Origin of the sequence: Paenibacillus turicensis, assembly GCF_050461185.1 — a bacterium.
GTDB classification, from domain to species: Bacteria; Bacillota; Bacilli; order Paenibacillales; family Paenibacillaceae; genus Fontibacillus; species Fontibacillus turicensis_A.
In genome coordinates this window covers 1,320,980-1,335,573 of the sequence record NZ_JBCMOR010000005.1, presented here as the reverse complement: position 1 = coordinate 1,335,573, position 14,594 = coordinate 1,320,980, and the positions used below count along the sequence as shown (strand labels likewise).

Here is a 14,594-nt window from a genome sequence, read left to right as displayed (position 1 = left end):
TTATAATAGAGTTGCATTTGTAATTGATTATTCATATTCCGTTCATACACCCCTCTTACACTGTGATTATACAGAAGGAGGGGATTTTTATGTTTCTTGCCTGGCGAGAAATAAGGCATTCGAAAATGAAGTATGTATTTATTTTTACGATTATGTTTCTAGTATCCTTTTTAGTGCTATTTGTGACAGGTTTAGCTAAGGGCTTGTCTTATGCGAATACGTCTGCGTTAGAGCAATTTCCTACACACTACTATTCTATTCAAGATGATGCTGATCAAACTTTTAGAAGATCACAACTAGGTGAAAAGGATTTACAGCAAATACAAGACTTGATTGGAAAAGATAAGGTATCTCCGCTTGGGGTTCAAACCAGCACGGTTACAGTCGAACAGTTAAATCGTAAGCAGGATGTTACCTTTTTTGCAATTGATATGAAAGGGGCTTTGGCACCTAAAGTAACAGAAGGTCGTATCCCTAACGACGGAGCAGGGGATGGAGAGGGAATAAGTGGAGAAGTGATAGTGGATAGTAAGCTAGCAAATGAAGGCTTAACACTTGGAAGTCAAATTACAGATCAAATGTCAGGACGAACCTTTACCATTGTGGGCTACACTAAAAATCAATCGTATAGTCATATGCCTGTCGTCTTTGTTTCCTTTTCGGATTGGAAGCTGATGAAGGGATCAAATGGACAAAAGTCTTTAGCAGAGACACCTTTGTATAACGTATTTGCTTTAGACATCGATAAGGAGCAAGCGGAGCAACTTAATACGAAGCTTAAAGGGCAGGAAATCATTACTCAAAAACAAGCGATTGCAAATATTCCTGGGTATGCAGGTGAGCAAAAGTCATTAACGATGATGATAGCCTTCTTATACGTCATTGGAGCGTTAGTTTTAGCGGTTTTCTTCTATGTCATTACGATGCAAAAAAGTAGCCAGTTTGGCATTCTAAAAGCGATGGGTACCAAAACCTCCTATTTAGCACGAAGTGTGCTCGGGCAAGTGTTTATATTATCGTTGCTTAGCTTAATGGTAAGTCTATTTCTTATTTGGGGCATTACGCTTATTTTGCCATCCACGATGCCATTTAATTTAGACGCTAATGCCGTAGGGACGAGCTGTGTATTGTTATTAGTCATGTCCTTGTTAGGTGCAGTAGTGTCGGTATTCAGAGTAGCAAAAATTGATGCATTGGTTGCGATTGGAGGCGGACAAGGATGAGTATAAAGCTGAAAATGAGCGGAGTGACTAAAAGCTATGGTGATGGTGACAGTACATTATCCGTGTTAGCTGGCTTAGAGCTTGAGGTGCGGGAAGGTGAGTTTGTCGCAGTATTAGGTCCTTCAGGTTCAGGCAAAAGCACCTTTTTATCAACTGCGGGTGCATTGGTGACACCAACGAGTGGAGAGATTAAAATTGATGGTGAAGCAATAGGCTTAAAAACAAAGCAACAGTTATCTGATTTGCGACTTCATAAAATTGGCTTTATGTTTCAGAGCGCACATCTGATTCCTTATTTAAAGGTAGAAGAGCAGCTACTATTTGTTGCTAAGCTGGCAGGAACGGAGCAAGCTATCGCGAAGCAACGTTCACAGGAGTTGCTGACTCGTTTAGGCATGTGGGAGCGGCGGAATTATTACCCAGAGAAGTTATCTGGTGGTGAAAAGCAACGGGTTGCGATTGCAAGAGCATGGATGAATAACCCAGCAATATTGTTAGCTGATGAGCCTACTGCAAGCTTGGATTATACAAGAGGAAGAGAAGTCGTGAAAATGATTGCGGATGAGGTTCAGTTAGAAGGCAAAGCCGCAGTGATGGTGACGCATGATGAGCGAATGCTAGAATGGTGTCATCGTGTGCTTTATTTGAAGGATGGTAAGCTTATAGATCAAGGTTAAGTTTAAAAGATTAATTTTTATTCTAGGTATCCTAAACGTAATGAAGAGATTGCGTTGGGGGTACCTTTTTGTGATTTTGATGTAAGCATATATTTTCATCGTCAAAAACCGCAACTATAGACAAAAAAATGCGTATGAAAAATATCACTAGGATGCTGTCTTTTTCCTTTAGTTTGCTCAAAGGGGTTGTCGAAGATTGTGTTGTATGAAACAATACAATGTAAGGAAGATTAAGGATTTTAAGCTGTAGTATGCTACTTTTAAGCAAAAAGACTTACGAATTGGAGAGGTATAATTTATGAGGTTTTTGAAGACGCAACATTGTTTTAAAATTTTATTAGCTTTTACGTTACTAATTTGGGGGATGCCTTTGTCAGCAAGTGCTGACAGTGAAGTCGAAAATGTAAGTAATATGACGACAAATACGACACTTAATACGATCCCAGCTATTCAAAGCTGGAGTAGTGTAGTAGGGCATTATGAATTTAACTCTAATGTAAGAATTGTAGTACAGGAACGTTACGCCGATCAGTTATCCCCAATTGCAACAACGCTTACACAAGACTTACGTGCATTAACTGGACTTGAAATTCCGGTCATTAAAGGTAGCAAAGGACAAAAAGGTGATATTATTTTGACAATGGGTGCAGACGAAGCCCAATTTGTTCATGATGGTTATAATATGGTGGTATCAGATACCATTGAAATTAATGGACAAAACTCTTCTGGCGTTTTTTATGGCACTCGTACTTTATTGCAACTATTAAAGCAAAGCTGGGTAATTCCACATGGAACTGCTAAGGACTGGGCAGTTTATCCAGAGCGCACCTTTATGTTAGATAATGGACGTAAATTTTATTCAATGGACTTTTTAAAAAATACAATAAGAGAAATTTCATATCTAAAATACAATTATTTCCATATGCATTTTTCCGATAATGAAGGTTTTAGAATCGAATCAGATCGGCACCCTGAAATTGTGTCCAAAGATGGCTTTTTAACGAAGGAACAAGTAAAGGAATTAATTGAATTTGCAGCACAATACAACATTACGATTATTCCAGAAATCGATATGCCAGGCCATATGGGACAAATTTTATCCCAACATCCAGATCTACAGTTAACTGATATAAATGGTGCAAAGAAAAGCGACTATATCGATCTTTCTTTAGATGAATCTTATACCTTGCTACAAGAAATTTTAGAGGAGTATTTAGCCCTATTCCCTGGCCCTTATTTCCACATTGGCGCAGATGAATATTTGCGTGATGATAAATATGCACAATATCCGCAAATGCATGATTATGCTATTAACCATTATGGTGCAAATGCAGAGCCAAGAGATACGTTTCTTGGATTTATTAATTGGGCAGATGATATTATTCAAAAGGCAGGAAAAACGACAAGAATTTGGAATGACGGCTTACAGGATAGCAAGATCACTCCAGTAAACACACAAATTCAAGTACAACATTGGACTAATAAATATTTGTCTCCACTTGAGCTTATTGAACGTGGCTACACTTTAATTAATGCCAATTCAAAGGCGACCTATTATGTAATGGGAATGCTACAATCAAGACCAGATAATAAAGCAGTGTATGAAGGTTTTACGCCAACAACGTTTAGAGATGGAACGAAATTAAAGGAGCGTCACCCTCAGTTTCTTGGCTCTAGCTTGCAGGTGTGGGCTGATTTCCCTGACGCGGAAACACCTGAACAGGTTGTGTTAGGGACTGAATCAACGATGCGTATTATCGCTCAAAAAAACTGGGGATCACCGCTGTTAACCCCAACTTATACTGCCTTTATGCCAGTGATTGGGGCTGTAGGTAATGCACCTGGATATACTGGGGATAACGGTTTCGTTTCCAACAATAATCTTGTGTTAAATAAAAAAGCGACTTCATCCAAGAATGAAAGTAAACTACTTACCGCAGATAAAGCGATGGATGGGGAAGGATACAATACGCGTTGGAGCAGTGGTCCAGTAAAAACAGCATGGCTTCAGGCTGATTTAGGTGGAGTTTACGATATTAATGAGATGGCAATTCGTTGGCATGAGCAAGCGTATGCTCAATCCTTCCGTGTTCAGACTTCAATGGATGGAAAGACGTGGAGTAACGTATATAGCACCACAGCAGGTACAGGTGCAGTAGAGAAAATTCAAGGGTTAGCTTCAAAAGGACGTTATATCAGAATAACAGGTCTGGTGCCTGCTGATTCTAAGCTAGGTTATTCTATTTATGAACTGCAGGCTTATGGCAGCTCGCCTGACCTTGCTTTAGGGAAAGCAGCTAAAGCTTCTTCGATCGAGAAAAAGACAAGCTTCTCTGGGGAATTAGTGACAGATGGACGTGCTAATACCCGTTGGAGTAGTGAAAAAAGCGATAAACAGTGGGTACAAGTGGATTTAGGGCAAACTTATCGTATCGAGGGGTTACAGTTGAATTGGCAAAATGCATATGCAAAAGCATATCAGATTCAAGTTTCCGATGATGCGAAAACATGGAAGAACATCTATAGTACAAGCGCAGGTAAAGGTGGCGTAGAGCAAATTAAGGCGTCAGGCACAGGACGTTATGTGCGGTTGAATACTACGAAGCGTGTAAATGCAAAATGGGGTTATTCCTTATTTAATATGCAAGTATTTGGCACAGATTTAGCTAAAGGAAAAGCAACAACTGCTTCCTCTAACCAAAATGCAAGCACAAAGGCAAGCTTTGCGACAGATGGCAATGCGACTACATTATGGACAAGCTCAGCTGAAGAAACAAAATGGCTACAGGTTGATTTAGAGGCAAAAAGCAATTTGAATAGAATTGTGTTAGATTGGGGAAAACTTGCTCCTACAGCATATCAACTTCAAGTTTCGAATGATGGAACAAGCTGGACGACAATCTATAATACAAATGATAACGATCGTAGTATTAATGACATTAATAATCTAAGCTTGAATGCTCGTTATGTACGAGTAGTCAGCCATGATGAGGAGACGATTTCATTACGTAGTTTGCAGGTGTTTGGTCAATAAGTGTATTATGAGTGATTACGATACATTTTACATTTTTTGTGAATTCCAAAGTGTAAGTTAAAGAGACTGGGACAAAACCCAGCCTAAAGACAAAAAAACCGATGAACGTTTACGGTAAGTAAATGTTCATCGGTTTTCGTTATTTTTAACAAAAACAAAATCCTATCCTTCACTTAGTTGATAGTATTCCAAATAACGCTTTTGAAAGTCAGTGTATTAAAGAAAAGTATCCTTAATTTCGTCTACAGGGTCCCATTGTGACCAGGCTGCTTCTATATAATTTCCTTCAGGATCTCTAAAATAAAAATATTTAGCTTCACCGTCTCCTAATGTATGAAGGGCTTCAACGGCAACTCCTTTATCTTTTAATATCTTGTAGGTATTATCAATATTAGGACAATTCATAGTTAGAATTGGGAAGCTGGTTCCATTACGAATAATTTCTAATGGCTTTGCATCAGTTGTTTCAATAAGAACGAGAGCAATTGCATTTTTATGAGGATATTGCATTACAGCAATAGAAGAGCCTCGATCCTTAAATTTTTGACTTAATTGTAATCCAAGATAATTGCTATACCATCTTATGGAGTCATTAATATTTGTTGTTGGTAAGTAGTGATAACCTATTCTAGTAAATGGTAGTTCATTACCCATTATATTCACCCTTCTAGTATAATAGATTAAATTTAAAATAAAGGTTTTAGAATAGTTAGATTATAAGTAAATGACAATTATGTGTCAATTTTTTAGACCTGTTTTTTACAAAATTAAGTAAATGTTAAGGTGAAAAATATAAGAAGCTTACTTTATGAACTTAAGGTAAGCTATTTTGCTGGGGCTCAGGTATTGATATGCCTAATAGATGAAGCTCCTGAAGGATACATTGCATATGATAGTCGACAACAATATCTTGTGAGGAAGTGTCTAAGGACTGAACTTGGGTTAAAAATGATTGTACACCAGGCTCGCCATGTAGACGTTGAATCATACGCATATGTGCGTATATATGGTTAATGATATCAATTTCCTCCTGGATTTGATTCATTAATGCAGACAAGTCTTTTTTTAGATGAAACTCCTGTTTGCAAAGTGAATAATGTTTTTCCAAATTACTAATCTCTTTTTTTAGTTCCTTTATGCCACTATTGTTGCTTTCATAAAGAACTTGGTTAGAGATGGCTACTAAGTTTTTCATCAAGGCTTTTCGTGCAACATGAAGATTAAATTCATGCTTAGGTGGAAAGATGAGGTAATTGACAAGAACAGCTACACTCACCCCAATCAGCGTATCAAAAATACGATTGATCCCATAATAGAAAGAGCTTTCACCTGGCTTAAGGTTCAACATTATCGCCAAAAATACGATGCTAGCAATGGAAATGGACTTGTTCCATTTCAGTAGATTACATATATAAATAACAATGACAATACCTATTGCACAAAACAAGGCATCATGTGGTTTAATCCAAGCAAAGATAAGACCAATTCCTGCACCTACACAAGTGCCCATCATTCGATTACGTCCTGCCGTATAGGAATTAGTTACAGAATTCTCCATCGAGATAATGGTTGCTATGGCTGCATAAAAAGGATACTCCAGCTTCAATAATGCTGAAATCATGACCGTAATAAAAATAGCAATCGCTGTTTTTATATTTCTCATCCCAATTGTATACTTCATCTGTACTCATCCTCTCGGTATTTCCACGTTCCCTATTATACATCACAAATATATTTTTGAAATGAATATAGTTCCAAAGCACTATCATTTTTGGTGATATCGTCATATTGTCCCAACTTAGACTATGAAAGTGAATTGGTGATAATTACTATGGTATAATAATCAGCAGTTTGAGAAATAATAAAAAATTTACATAGAGAACGCAACTTTTTATGCCCAAATCGGTACTATTAATAGGGATCGAAACGGGAAGAAGTAGGTAAAAAGGGGCGAGGAGGATCGCACTTACAATGACCGATTCCCAGTTAATACATGAAATTAAAGAGGGAAATATAGAGCTTTATTCTGAATTGATGCGGCGTTATCAACGCAAAATTTTGGCCTTTATATATCATATGCTCAAAAGCGCTCAACTAGAGTTGTTTGCAGAGGATCTGTGCTCAGAAACTTTTTATAAAGCTTATCGGAGTTTACACTCCTTTCGAGAAATAGATGCTTCATTTTCAACCTGGTTGTATACGATTGCAAGAAATACAGTGCTGAGTGAGCTACGTAAGCAACGAAGTGTAAATGTTCCGCTTGAAGAAAGTGGATATGTTCCTGTTGCCTCTAGTGATATTGTACCTGAGCAGGCATTGCTTCGCAGGGAAAAGGTAAACAAAGTTCGTGAAGCAATCAATAAGCTACCGGAAAAGCAGCGTGCTGCTCTCATTTTACGTGAATATGACCAAATGGATTATCAAGAGATTGCGACGATTTTAGGACAAAGTGTAAGTGCTGTGAAATCTTTAATTTTCCGAGCACGCTGTAGTGTTAAAAATCAGCTTGAGCCCTATTATTATGAACCTGTCTTTGAGCAATACGAAGGGATGAAGAGCAAATGAATTGTGATGAAACACGGGAGTTATTTGGATTGATTTCGGATTTGCCTCCTGATCATCCAGAGCGTGTAGCATTTAATTGGCATATTATGAGTTGTGAATCTTGTGCGGCTGAGTATGCAATTTGGCAGGAAAGCCTCGAAATCATTCAAGACTATGCTCATGAAGTGACGTATGAACAAGGTGAAGCGATTAATCGATCAGTAATGGCGCGTATTTTTGCAGAACGTGATTCATTAGCTGACGCTCTAGAAACAGGGACACCAACAACTAGAGGTTTTAGAAGTCGACTTGCGATGTGGGCAGCAGGATGTTTTATTGTATTTATATGTAGTTCATTATTTTTTGTTTTCAGTAACTCTACTGGACAAAGTGATAAAATAACTAGCCAAACCGGCATTCTTCCCGCTGCGGTTGCAACTACAGGTGTAGATTCTACTGGGGCTATTTCTGTAAATTTGTCTAATGTATCAAGGGGCATCGTTGCACCATTTGTTGCACAAATTGGGCCAACCTACCCCCAATATTGGATGATTTTATCTATTGCAGGTATGGGGTTAGTTTTATTCTCATGGAAAGGCTTGCGCCGAATAAAAAAATAAAGAGTTAAAGTTTATATAAGCAAAGTAAATGAGGGAATCTTTCCAAATTACTTTGCTTTTTAAAATCAAATTCCACCCATTTATTTACTCCAGTCAAAGGAATATGATTTTAACACAATCATAAGAACGCTCTGGATCGTAGCTTCTAGCCTCATGTCATTGTCAAGTACTGATTTATAATAGAGCCTTTTTAAAGTGTAAGACTTTCATATATGTTGATTTTTGATATAATGCTTAATAAAAAAGGGGAGGCATATCATATGATTGTTGGATTGATACGACATGGGCTTACTGACTGGAATGCCGCAGGAAGAATTCAAGGACAAAGCGATATTCCTCTAAATGATGAAGGCAGAGCACAAGCACATCGATTAGCAGCTCGACTAAAGCAAGAAAATTATAAATGGGATTTTATAATTACTAGTGGACTCTCCAGAGCACAAGAAACTGGAGAAATTATTGCAAAGGTATTAAATATTCCTGTATATGAGCCTGATCAACGACTTAGGGAGCGTTCCTTTGGATTAGCGGAAGGGTTGACTGCTGCCGAGCGTGAGTCGAAATGGGGTAAACAGTGGGACACATGTGACCTTGGTCAAGAGAGCAATGTGGAGATACAAAAAAGAGCTTTAGCGTTTATGCAGGATTTAGCCCACAAGCATCCCGATGCTAACATTTTAGTTGTATCACATGGTGCATTTTTAGCTCAGCTATACAATGCGTTGTATGACAATCGATACACAGAGCGGCTTGGTAATCTATCCCTAACCATTTTGGAAAAGCAAGAGCAAGAGTGGGAATTGTTACTTTATAATTGTACTCGTCATTTGGAAGAAGCAGAAACTTATTAATGTAGTTACAAAGTTGTTAAGCAGGGGCACATAAAGGTGTCCCTGTTTTTTTGTTTTTCTTACATCTGTTGTCACAATGCAGAAAAGTACATGCTTTTTTTGTTAAAAGTGGAATAAAAGTTGTATATTTTCCCATAATGATAGTAAAACAGCGAGGCGGTAAAACATGAAATTAGCGGATATGCTTTCTTTTGCCGATATCGGACAGCTAAATCGAATTGCTTCACATTATGAATGTGAATGTAACCCTAATTCCAAACATGAATTAATTCAAAATGTGTTGCAGGTGCTTGGGCAAAGGAAATATGTTGAACACTATGTTGCTGAGATGAGTATAGAGGACATTCGTTTTTTGAACTCTCTTATTTTTGATTCACGCCGACATTTTACATTAGAGGAGTTAATTGCGTTTGCTGGACAATCTAAGTTTACAGATGCGGATAAAGAAAAAGAAAATCCAAGGGATGTAATTACTCGCTTTAGAAAACGTGGGTGGCTGTTTCAAGGCACAACCCAACATACTCGTTATGCGTTTTCGGTTCCTGAGGATTTAATTGATCGTTTTAAAAGTGCACTAAAACAAAAATTGTATGCAAATATTAAGCAAATGAAATCTGACATTCCTGTGTACAGGGAGGAAATTGGCTTAATGTCAGATGACCTGCTCTTATTTTTGCGATATGTCAGTGAGCATCAAATTCCACTAAATAGTGAACAGGCAATTTATCGTCAGCATCAAGCTCAATTAATGGAGTTATTTCATGTCAGCGAGCCGCTAGTCGGCAAAGGTTGGCGTTTTGGTTATGGGCGGCATTTTAAAGACTACCCTAGTCGATTTTCGCTTCTCTATGATTACGCCTTTGCTGAAAAATTAATACGCGAGGAAGCAGATCGACTACAAATTTCGCCTTCAGGTAGCAACTATTTACAAAATAATGAATCTACTGGCATGATACGCTTTGCTGAATTATGGTTAAGAATATATAAAGGTCCAATTCCTAACCTGTATTCCTTACTGTATTGGACTCTTGCCCACAGTAGCAACTGGATTCATCTCGGTTCGTTGTTTGAAGAGATTGAGCCGCTAATTAAGCCGTTTTATTATGACACATCTGCCTCTATTTTTGAAGAAAGAATTGTGCGTATGCTTTTACATCTAGGGGTACTACGACTTGGCGAAGATGAGCTTAAAGAACGTTACATACAAATTACACCAATAGGTCAAAGTCTAATTCATAGCCTGTACCACAAAAAGTAGGCAAACACACTTTCAATCAAATGAGGGGCGATTATCTACTCGACAAATGCTTATGGTGAATATGCTTTAGTACATTCACTTTTAAATTACAGTTTGGAGGTGCATCCTATGGATAAAATGAAGGTTACTTATGAAGTGATGCTTGGCTTGGCAGCGGAGATGATATGGGATGAGGCACTACGTAGACATCGCTGTCAGCAAATATATGATGAGATTGATCTGGCTTTAGTCAAAGGCGATGAAGCCGCCTTCCGGCTCCTGACGGATGAACTGAAAACGTACAACAAAAATTAGCTTAACGTGTAGCCCGAAGACTTAAATGAGCCTTCGGGTTTTATTATTTACATAGTGATATCAGTCACAAAGTCCAATTTCAGTATTATATATAATGATGTTGATAATGATTATCAACTTATTTAGATATAAGAAACTGGATAGGAGGATCAACCTTGAAATATATTTATATTGGATTAGGTTTTTTGTTTTTTGGTTTAGGTGCAGTTGGTGTTGTCCTGCCAGTGTTGCCCACCACACCTTTTTTACTGTTAGCTGCTTTTTTCTTTGCAAAAGGTTCAGAGCGTTTTAATACTTGGTTTTTGTCTACAAAGCTATATAAAAATTATTTACACGAATTTATACAACATCGAGAAATGTCGCTTAAATCAAAGATTAGTATTTTATCCTTTGCCTCTACCATGCTTATTATTGCCTTTATATTAACCGACCTACTTTTTCTTCGTATTTTCATAGGGCTTGTCATTATTTATAAATACTATTATTTTGTTACGAAAATAAAAACGAAACGAGAAGTAACCTCATGCGCTTAAATCGAATAGACACTGAGAAAAGAGTGTTGAAAACGATGGTTGAGGTTTACTGTAGAGGTCAAAAACACGAGAGTCATGAGAAGGCGGAGAGAAAACCCAACTTGTGCGAGGAATGTGAAAGTTTAGTACGGTATGCATGGAAAAGACTAGATTATTGTCGATTTGGTGAGCAAAAAACGTTCTGCGAAGATTGTCCTGTCCATTGCTATAGTCCTAAAATGCGAACGCAAGTGAAGCAGGTCATGCGTTATTCAGGTCCAAGAATGCTAATCTATCATCCTATTATTGCAATCAAGCATATGTTTAAAAAATAAAGTTAAGTTTAAGTGGCTCAACATATTAATCAGTGCTTGACAATGTTTGGGGTGGGAGGCTACGTAGCAGAGAGTGGTTTCAACCGCTGTTAAAGTCCCACTTTTTTTCATAACTTGTCTTCAAATGATAAAAGTGGGACTTTAAATGCGGACGCTATCGCTTTTCCACCATCTCTCTGCTCCTCCGCTTCGTTTGCCTATTGTCAAGCACTGATTTTGAGGTTGAGCCCAATTTAAGTGCCTCTATTTAAAAATTAGCGATTGCTAACTTCAGGGGGAAAGCAGCTACAGTGTAGAGGATGACTTCGACCACAATAAAATGTAGGTAGACCATATATAAGTTGTATTTTTTAATCCGAACTATTACCGAATTCAAATTTGAATTTGGTTTAATAGTTCGTTTTTTTTGCCAAGTTTACATGAAAATTTGGCTCATTATTCAAATTAGTGGTTGACAACAAGCACAATTTAGGAAAGGAACAGAGGGATTATGGAGAAGTGGAACGTTCGTCTCTTAAAACCAGATTTCAACAATTAGGATATAGAATAAGGAATCTGGTTTTAACAACGATCGGAAGAACCCTCTGTTTCGCAGCTTCCACCTCCATCGTTGTCAACCACTAATTTCAGAAGTCAAAATTTTATGTTGTCAAATCATATGAATAATTTGACAAGCCTAACGATAAAGCTTTTAATTTAAATGAACTTAGATTGGAAGGAGTATGAGACTTGAAAATTTCTTATTTTTGGAGCAAACCCTTTTTATCCTCTCGTCCTTTTTTGTGGTTGCTTCTGTTATGTAACTTTTTTGGAACAATATATGGATACATATGGTATGAATCACAGCTTACCTTAACTTGGAGGACTCAACCTTGGTGGCAAATAGTATTTGTCCCAGATAGTCCAACTGCGAGCCTGTTTTTCACTATTTCAATCGCTTTTTTGTTGTTTTTGCAGCCAGCAAGCCGCAATTCAACCTTCGTTAAAATTATTGAAGCATTAGCTGTAGTGACAAGTATTAAATATGGGATATGGGCAGTCAGTATGATCTTAGCAGGAGCCTATCAAGGTATGAACTTGCAGCCTACAGACTTTATGTTAATTTTCTCTCATTTAGCGATGGCTGTGGAGGCGTTACTCTATATTTCATTATTTAAATTTAGAACGGTGGCCTTAATCGGAGCTGTGACTTGGACGTTGCTAAATGACTTTATTGACTATACCTATGAGGTGTACCCTTGGTTGCCTGAGGCGTTAAACGATGATGTTCCAGCCGTTATGATATTTACTATAGGTTTGACGCTAGCAAGTGGTCTAGTCTCTTGGATGGTTATGTATAAGACTCGTAAGGCAGCTAGCAATCTTTAAAGGACTAAACATACTAGGGTGTAAGTTCTAACCTCGGACAACCTACCATACGATGATGGTAGGAGGGGATCACATGCCAAGCTTATTACGCTTCTCTAAACAATTTGCAATAGTACTCATTTTTTCTCTTTGTGTGGGAGCGATGGGAGTAGTGACAACGATGACAACTGCTTTTGCTATGGAGAATAAATCTCCACACTCAGAGCCACAACTTCAGCCGCAGCAACAAGGACAAAAGCTACAGCAATTGGAGGCAGCAACAGAGCAATTATACCAATACATGCAAAGTGGGAATGTTAGCAAATCTCAGGAGCAATTATCAATTGTAGTGGAGATAGTGAAAAGTATTTCTTTTAAACAGTTAACTTCAATTGAGGGGATTCATGAACTAGCCGGAGCAATTATGGATGTCCAGCAAGTCATCGTTTCCGTATCTATTTCAGAGGATGAATGGCAAAGAAGCTCTGCTAGCTTACGGTTAGCTGTAAATAGTATGCTCCACCATAAATCAGGCTTGTGGCTTAATTACTATAAAGTGATGTCAGAGCAGTTTAAGTCCATGAACCTAGCTCAAACAAATGGCGATAAGGAGAAGCTGCAAGCAGCTATTCATCAATTAAATGAAAATTATCAGTTAATTCGTCCAGCTGCAGTTATCGTAAGAGACGCCTCCACAATCTCCCAGTTCGACTCTTGGATGTCTTATGCAAGCAAGCTTAGTCAACAGTCACAAGCCGATTGGGAAGTGTGGAAGGGGTTATTGTCACAAGGGGAGCTGGCATTAAATCAATTATTTGGTAAGGCTACACATGATCCTGTATTTTTACCTATCATCTATAACCAGCACCCTTGGCGGTTAGTTGTGCTTATTGGTGCTTGGATTTTGTTGTCACTGCTTTATACAGCTTGGCGCAAATATAAAGGAGAGCAAGATCGTATTGTTACTCTTCCTTAAAACCTTCCCCATGCACGTCATGCACATCACTAATAATAATAAACGCGCGAGGATCAACAGACTTGGCAATGTTGTGCAATCGTCTAATTTCTTGCCTAGACACAACGCAATACACCATATGTTTTGCTTGCTTGGAGTAAGCACCAATCGCTGGAATCAAAGTTACACCCCGATCCATCTCTTTGGTAATAATATCCGCAATTGTAGGGGCGTGATCACTAATAATGGTGAATGCTTTAGCAGCATAGGCCCCTTCCTGAATAAAATCAATAACCCTAGAAGCAATAAACACAGCTACAAGTGTATATAAAATATTTTCTTTTTTAATATAAAATAAAGACAATCCAATGATCACAATGTCAATAAATAAAATGACCTGTCCCATACTCCAGCCATACTTTCGACCCAAAATTCGAGCTATAATATCTGAGCCCCCAGTTGTTCCACCAAAGCGAAACACAATGCCTAAGCCTGCTCCAAGCGTCACACCTGCATATAAGGAAACAAGAATATAGTCATGCTCCGTAATAAACGGGGCAATCCAATTCCTATTAATAAGTAGCTCGAACAACCACAGGAAAAAAGTTAAAGATGCAATACCAATCCCAGTGTACACAATTTGTTTTCCACCAAGAATACGCCATCCTAGCAAAAAGAGTGGAATATTAAGTATTAAGTTTGATAGCGACGGAGAAATCCCAAACGCATAATTTAGCAAAATCGTGATCCCTGTTACGCCACCCTCCATCAGCTTGTTGGGTATGATGAAATACAACAGGCCAAACGCATAAATGGCAGTCCCTAACATTAAAGGTAATACCGCTTTTACATGATCCCACAGTTTAATATTGTTCATAAAATCCCTCGCTTGATTCCTGAAATAAGTGATTGCATGCTTCCTTCCATAGTATACCTTTTTTTGC

General features: G+C 38.0%; 15 protein-coding genes. 12 read left to right on the top strand and 3 right to left on the bottom strand.

Going from position 1 to position 14,594, the window contains the following annotated elements; genetic code table 11:
- The first annotated feature begins 89 nt into the window (after positions 1-89).
- The 3 genes from ABE099_RS08390 (at position 90) to ABE099_RS08380 (ending at position 4,934) form a co-directional block, all read left to right on the top strand.
- Positions 90-1,223 (top strand): ABC transporter permease, encoded by a 1,134-nt coding sequence (locus ABE099_RS08390; protein WP_430029239.1) that lies wholly within the window; start codon positions 90-92, stop codon positions 1,221-1,223.
- The gene (locus ABE099_RS08385) at positions 1,220-1,900 is read left to right on the top strand and encodes an ABC transporter ATP-binding protein (RefSeq protein ID WP_430029237.1); all 681 of its coding nucleotides are present in this window, start codon (positions 1,220-1,222) and stop codon (positions 1,898-1,900) included. Before ABE099_RS08390 ends, ABE099_RS08385 begins: the two co-directional genes overlap by 4 nt.
- Positions 1,901-2,270: 370 nt before the next feature.
- Complete coding sequence (locus tag ABE099_RS08380; RefSeq protein WP_430029235.1) at positions 2,271-4,934, top strand: discoidin domain-containing protein; 2,664 nt, start codon at positions 2,271-2,273, stop codon at positions 4,932-4,934.
- Between the two features lie 216 nt (positions 4,935-5,150).
- On the opposite strand, the gene ABE099_RS08375 is transcribed toward ABE099_RS08380, so the two are convergent.
- Entirely contained in the window at positions 5,151-5,588 is a 438-nt protein-coding gene (locus ABE099_RS08375) for a VOC family protein (protein ID WP_430029233.1), read from the bottom strand.
- Between the two features lie 160 nt (positions 5,589-5,748).
- Positions 5,749-6,615, bottom strand: coding sequence for an FUSC family protein (locus ABE099_RS08370; protein WP_430029230.1), 867 nt, complete (start codon positions 6,613-6,615; stop codon positions 5,749-5,751).
- Between the two features lie 290 nt (positions 6,616-6,905).
- Between ABE099_RS08370 and ABE099_RS08365 the strand changes: the two genes are divergently transcribed.
- The 9 genes from ABE099_RS08365 to ABE099_RS08325 all read left to right on the top strand — a co-directional run bounded on the left by ABE099_RS08365 (position 6,906) and on the right by ABE099_RS08325 (position 13,671).
- Positions 6,906-7,499, top strand: a complete 594-nt coding sequence (locus ABE099_RS08365; RefSeq protein ID WP_210091297.1) for an RNA polymerase sigma factor — start codon at positions 6,906-6,908, stop codon at positions 7,497-7,499.
- Positions 7,496-8,098: a zf-HC2 domain-containing protein gene (locus ABE099_RS08360; RefSeq protein WP_430029228.1), complete on the top strand. Its 603-nt coding sequence runs from the start codon at positions 7,496-7,498 to the stop codon at positions 8,096-8,098. The genes ABE099_RS08365 and ABE099_RS08360 overlap by 4 nt, the downstream gene beginning before the upstream one ends.
- A gap of 260 nt (positions 8,099-8,358) precedes the next feature.
- The gene (locus ABE099_RS08355; RefSeq protein ID WP_430029226.1) at positions 8,359-8,949 is read left to right on the top strand and encodes a histidine phosphatase family protein; all 591 of its coding nucleotides are present in this window, start codon (positions 8,359-8,361) and stop codon (positions 8,947-8,949) included.
- Between the two features lie 166 nt (positions 8,950-9,115).
- Positions 9,116-10,207: a hypothetical protein gene (locus tag ABE099_RS08350; RefSeq protein WP_430029224.1), complete on the top strand. Its 1,092-nt coding sequence runs from the start codon at positions 9,116-9,118 to the stop codon at positions 10,205-10,207.
- Between the two features lie 108 nt (positions 10,208-10,315).
- Positions 10,316-10,501, top strand: coding sequence for an IDEAL domain-containing protein (locus ABE099_RS08345; protein WP_430029222.1), 186 nt, complete (start codon positions 10,316-10,318; stop codon positions 10,499-10,501).
- A 155-nt stretch (positions 10,502-10,656) separates the two neighbouring features.
- A complete protein-coding gene (locus ABE099_RS08340; RefSeq protein ID WP_430029220.1) occupies positions 10,657-11,034 on the top strand; it encodes a YbaN family protein in 378 nt (125 codons plus the stop codon).
- On the top strand, positions 11,025-11,348 hold the full coding sequence (locus ABE099_RS08335; protein WP_430029218.1) for a nitrous oxide-stimulated promoter family protein: 324 nt from the start codon (positions 11,025-11,027) through the stop codon (positions 11,346-11,348). Before ABE099_RS08340 ends, ABE099_RS08335 begins: the two co-directional genes overlap by 10 nt.
- A 729-nt stretch (positions 11,349-12,077) precedes the next feature.
- Entirely contained in the window at positions 12,078-12,716 is a 639-nt protein-coding gene (locus ABE099_RS08330) for a DUF1405 domain-containing protein (RefSeq protein ID WP_430029216.1), read from the top strand.
- A gap of 73 nt (positions 12,717-12,789) precedes the next feature.
- Positions 12,790-13,671, top strand: coding sequence for a sporulation protein YpjB (locus tag ABE099_RS08325; RefSeq protein ID WP_430029214.1), 882 nt, complete (start codon positions 12,790-12,792; stop codon positions 13,669-13,671).
- On the opposite strand, the gene ABE099_RS08320 is transcribed toward ABE099_RS08325, so the two are convergent.
- Positions 13,658-14,527 carry a YitT family protein gene (locus tag ABE099_RS08320; protein ID WP_430029212.1) on the bottom strand — a complete coding sequence of 290 codons (870 nt, stop codon included), beginning with the start codon at positions 14,525-14,527 and terminating at the stop codon, positions 13,658-13,660. The two genes, ABE099_RS08325 and ABE099_RS08320, sit on opposite strands and share 14 nt — an antisense overlap.
- Positions 14,528-14,594: the final 67 nt, after the last annotated feature.